A 4,652-nucleotide genomic window follows, 5' to 3' on the forward strand; every position below is an offset into this window, starting at 1 on the left:
CGGTAGAGGATCACGTGATCCGCACCTTCTGGGCGCTCGGATGCGAGCCGGGTCAGGGTAGCCTGCGCCTGATCGCCCAGATACACGGCGCGACCCTTGCCGGCCTTGGTGCTGCTGTCGAGTGTGATGACGGCCCTGTCCAGATCGACCTGCTTCCAGCGAAGGGACAAGCATTCCTGAAGGCGCATCCCGGTCGTCATGCAGAGCACGATGACGTCACGTAGATGCGGCTCTGCCTGCGCGAGTATCTTCGCCGCGTCATTGGGACGCAGGGGGAGCGGGAGGTCACGCGGGACCCGCAGGCGGGGAACATCGACAACATGCCGTATGAGGCCCTGCTTCCGGGCGCGGGCCATGGCGGCGGCGAACAGGACGAGATGATTGTTGATCGTGCTTGGCGAGCGCTTCGCCCCCGTGTCGAGGAAATCGCCGCACCCGGCCCTCTGACCGCCCTTGTACTTCCGGACAGGCTGTTGCCGGGACCAAGTGATATAGCGCTCAATGTCTTCCAGGCGGATGTCTTCGGCGGGCGTTTCGAGGCCGAAGAAATCGACCAGTTCCCGAAGCTGATACCGCATCGTCGTCCACGTGCGGCAATACCGCGCGTGGTTTTCGGCGTAGGAGGCGATCACCTCTGCGAAAGTGACCGCAGCAACCGGCCCGGATCGCGTTTCCTTGATCGGTCCTTTGCCGGCGCGGGCCTTCAGCAGCGCCTCGATCGCCTGCGCCTGACGCTTCGTCTTTGCCGGCTCTCCCGGTTCCGGGTCGATGCAGTAGCCTTGATAGCGCTCTCCGTGACGCTGGAAATCGTACTGCCAACGCTCGCGCACTTTGTTGAAGAATACGGTCATGATGGGTCCCCTCAAGCGTGTGCGGGACCGGTATAGCGCGCCTGTGGGGAAAATGGAGCAGTCGAGTAAAAGTCCCTAATCGGGGTTGCTGAGTACGCCGAGTAGTCGACGCAGGCGCCAATCAGCTGTACGCGCATCATTTGCAGACACAAATATTCATTGCTCTCGCATCTGATAGGTCGGTCAAGTCGGGAATTGCCTGCAAAGCTGTTTTTATTTCAGGATAACGATTGACCTTTTTTGAGGAACGTAAGGTGGTGATTCGGTTCTTTTCATATGATGGCGTCATGCAGATCTGGGGCAAGGCGCAGCCTGGTGCGGGCGATGCAAGCTTGCGTCAGATCATGCCGTATCACCCACTCGCCTGGCACAGCCTCGACGTCGCAGCAACTTTCTTGAGGCTGATCCAGATCTGGCCCGAGCAGCGTGCCGGGCTCGCGACGTCTTTCGACGGCGATGCCGATGAAGCGATCAACGGTCTCGCGGCTTTGGTCGCCTTGCACGATCTCGGAAAATGCGCGCGAACCTTCCAGTCCAAGGCACCGGACGTCTACCCGCACATTCTGCTCGGCCCGCCGCGTGCGGTGGCGTGCAACCATAGCGCCGTCGGATACGCGATGGTGGAAGACGCACGCTTTTGCGGGATGGCGTTCGCGCCGCTTCTCGGCCAGAACGAGTTCGAGCGCGCTTTCCTGCTCGGCCCCGTCTTCGGCCATCATGGCCGACCGGTCCCTGGGCTGGTCGATCTCAGTGTGCATCTCGGGCGACCCGACGAGGCTGGAGCGAAGGCGGCGCGCGCGCTCGTGGAACGCGTGATGACGCTGTTCGAAGGCCCGGTGCTGCCGCCGATCGCGCAAGGCGCTGAAACGGCCTTGTCCTGGCGTCTCGCCGGGCTCGTGGCGCTCGCCGACTGGATCGGCTCGGATCAGCGGCATTTCCCCTATGCCGACTCGGACATCTCCTGGCTCGATTATTGGGGCAATCACGCAATCCCGCAAGCGAAAGCGGCTATTGCGGCGAGCGGCCTGGAGCGCGCGCAGGTGGCGCGCGGAGACAGTCTCGCCATTGTCAGCGGCGGCGCCTTCACGCCGACACAGGCGCAGGAATGGGCGGCGCAGGTGGATTGCGAGGGCTCTGGTCTTTTCATCATCGAGGACGTCACCGGCTCCGGCAAGACCGAGGCGGCGCTGATCCTCGCGCATCGCCTGATGCAGGCGGGGCGCGCGGGCGGTATCTACGTGGCACTGCCCACCATGGCGACGGCAAACGGCCTCTATCGCCGCCTCGGGGCGGCCTATCGCGCTCTCTATGCGCCGGGCGCGCGACCGAGCATCGTCCTCGCCCATGGAGCGCGCAATCTCGACGCGGCCTTCATCCGCTCCATTGCGCTGGCGGCGCGGCGGGAGGAGGTCGGCTATGGCGGTGCCCCAAGCGCGGATGCGGACGAGGACGAGACAGCCTCGGCGGCCTGTACGCGCTGGCTGGCGGATGACCGTCGGCGCGCCTTTCTGGCGGAGATCGGCGTCGGCACGATCGACCAGGCCCTGCTCGCGGTGCTCCCCGTCAAGCACGCGGCGATCCGCCAGCTCGGCCTGTCGCGGCAGGTACTGATCATCGACGAGGCCCATGCCTATGACGCCTATATGCAGGCGGAGATCGAGGCGTTGGTGGCGCATCAGGCGCGGCTTGATGCGCCGGTGATCATCCTCTCCGCAACGCTCCCGGCGGCCATGCGTGCGCGGCTGATCCGAGCCTATGGCAAGAGCGCGCCGGAGGGCGCCGCAACTCCGTATCCCTGCGCCACCGCCGTATCCGGCACGCTGGCAGGCGCACCCGTGATCACTCCTCTCGCGGCAAGGGCCGATCTTGCCCGCGCGATTACGGTGACGCGCGTCGATACGCCGGAGACGGCGCAGGAGCGGATCATCCGGGCTGCGCGCGCCGGCGCCGCGGTGGCCTGGATCCGCAACACCGTCGATGATGCGATCCAGGCCGCCCGGTTTCTGCGCGGGCAGGGGCTGGCGGTCGATCTGTTTCACGCCCGCTTCTCGATGGCCGACAGACTTGCCATCGAGGAGCGGGTGGTCACACGTTTCGGCAAGGCGTCACGACCGGATGAGCGGGCAGGGCGGGTGCTCGTCGCGACCCAGGTGGTTGAGCAATCCCTCGATCTCGATTTCGACGTAATGCTTACGGATCTCGCGCCGATCGACCTGATGATCCAGCGCGCCGGGCGGCTGTGGCGGCACGCGCGCGGCGCCCGTCCGGTTCCGGGCCCGGAACTCGCCGTCGTCGCGCCGGACCCTGGAGTGGATGCGCCGGCGGACTGGTATGGGCGACTCTTCCCGATCGGACAATATGTCTACCGCGATCATGCCCGGCTCTGGCTTTCGGCGCGAGCCCTGTTCGCGCAGCCGGTGATGCGGGTGCCGGAGGACCTGCGCGGGCTGATCGAGGCGGTCTATGCGCCCGATGCGAGTCTGGATGCGCCCCCATCCCTGCAGGCAAGCGCGGACGAGCAGGCCGGGCGAGATCTGGCTAGCCGGGCCTTTGCCGGCCTCAACGTGATCGATTTCGCCCCCGGTTACGCCCCTGAATCCGGAGCATGGGGGCCCGACACGGTGACGCCGACGCGCGAGGGCGATGAAAGCGTGACGCTGCGCCTCGCGGTGATCGGGGAGGGCGGCGCGCTGGCGCCACTGCATGCCGAGACGGTCTGCGATGCAGGCTCCGAGGCGGACTTCGAAGCGGATCCGGATCCTGACCCGCGCCGTGCCTGGTCCCTGTCGGAAGTCGCCATCCGCCAGAATCGGTTCCGCCCCCGCGCAGGCCTTGCGCCGGAGATCGAGCGGCAGGCGCATGCGCTCGAGGAGCGCTTCGCAAGCCGGGGTATCCACGCCCGCATCGTCGTGCTGACGCGCGACTGCGATTCGGGCTGGCGTTTCACCTGCCAAGGCAGCGGCGACGATGTCCTCGAAGGCCGCTACGACCCTTTCGACGGTTTCACGATGCCCTGATTCACCCGCAACAGAAGCTTGCAATCCACCCCGGTTTCAGGGCAGATTGACCCTTAAGAACAAACCGGGAATCAGCCGGTAGGCTCTTTGACATCGAAATTGATACGTGAAATCAATCACTTCTCGGAAGAGTGTTCCCCACGCACGTGGGGATGAACCGATCGCGGCTGCGCGGCTGTCCTGCGCAGAGAGGTGTTCCCCACGCACGTGGGGATGAACCGCAGGCAAGGGCGAACCCGGCGCCTGCAAGAATGTGTTCCCCACGCACGTGGGGATGAACCGGCATGGGAGCGCTGCAAGGGCGTCTGCGTCGTGTGTTCCCCACGCACGTGGGGATGAACCGTGCCTTGCCCGTGAAAAGCCCTTCCATCATGCGTGTTCCCCACGCACGTGGGGATGAACCGCAGGCTGGTCCACTGGTAGGCGAACTCAAAGGGTGTTCCCCACGCACGTGGGGATGAACCGACATCGCGTGTCGCTCGTTGCGCGGTCGTGCGGTGTTCCCCACGCACGTGGGGATGAACCTTCAATGCCGATGCCCTTGCGACCCATCTCAACGTGTTCCCCACGCACGTGGGGATGAACCGGGTACAATATACCGAAGAACCATGCGGTTGTCGTGTTCCCCACGCACGTGGGGATGAACCGGGTCATTCTCGTCGCTGGACTGGAACACGTCAGTGTTCCCCACGCACGTGGGGATGAACCGGATATGCCGCTGCCCTTGTCCTCGATGATCAGGTGTTCCCCACGCACGTGGGGATGAACCGTTGGACGAATTCCG

Annotated in this window: 2 protein-coding genes and 1 CRISPR repeat array; of the genes, one reads left to right on the plus strand and one right to left on the minus strand. The window is 65.0% G+C overall.

All coding sequences use genetic code 11. The annotated features are described in order from the left end of the window. Nucleotides 1-851, minus strand: an 851-nt coding sequence (locus VKP01_RS09540; protein WP_324411917.1) for a tyrosine-type recombinase/integrase, incomplete at its 3' end; no start/stop codon positions are given. A 287-nt stretch (nucleotides 852-1,138) separates the two neighbouring features. Here VKP01_RS09540 and cas3 point away from each other — a divergent pair. Beyond that, the gene (cas3, locus tag VKP01_RS09545) at nucleotides 1,139-3,868 is read left to right on the plus strand and encodes a CRISPR-associated helicase Cas3' (RefSeq protein WP_324411918.1); all 2,730 of its coding nucleotides are present in this window, start codon (nucleotides 1,139-1,141) and stop codon (nucleotides 3,866-3,868) included. A gap of 131 nt (nucleotides 3,869-3,999) precedes the next feature. Further along, nucleotides 4,000-4,638: a CRISPR direct-repeat array (repeat unit 29 nt; unit sequence GTGTTCCCCACGCACGTGGGGATGAACCG). The last annotated feature ends 14 nt before the right edge of the window (nucleotides 4,639-4,652 follow it).

The sequence above is a fragment of the Saliniramus sp. genome, assembly GCF_035311605.1.
GTDB lineage: Bacteria > Pseudomonadota > Alphaproteobacteria > Rhizobiales > Beijerinckiaceae > Saliniramus.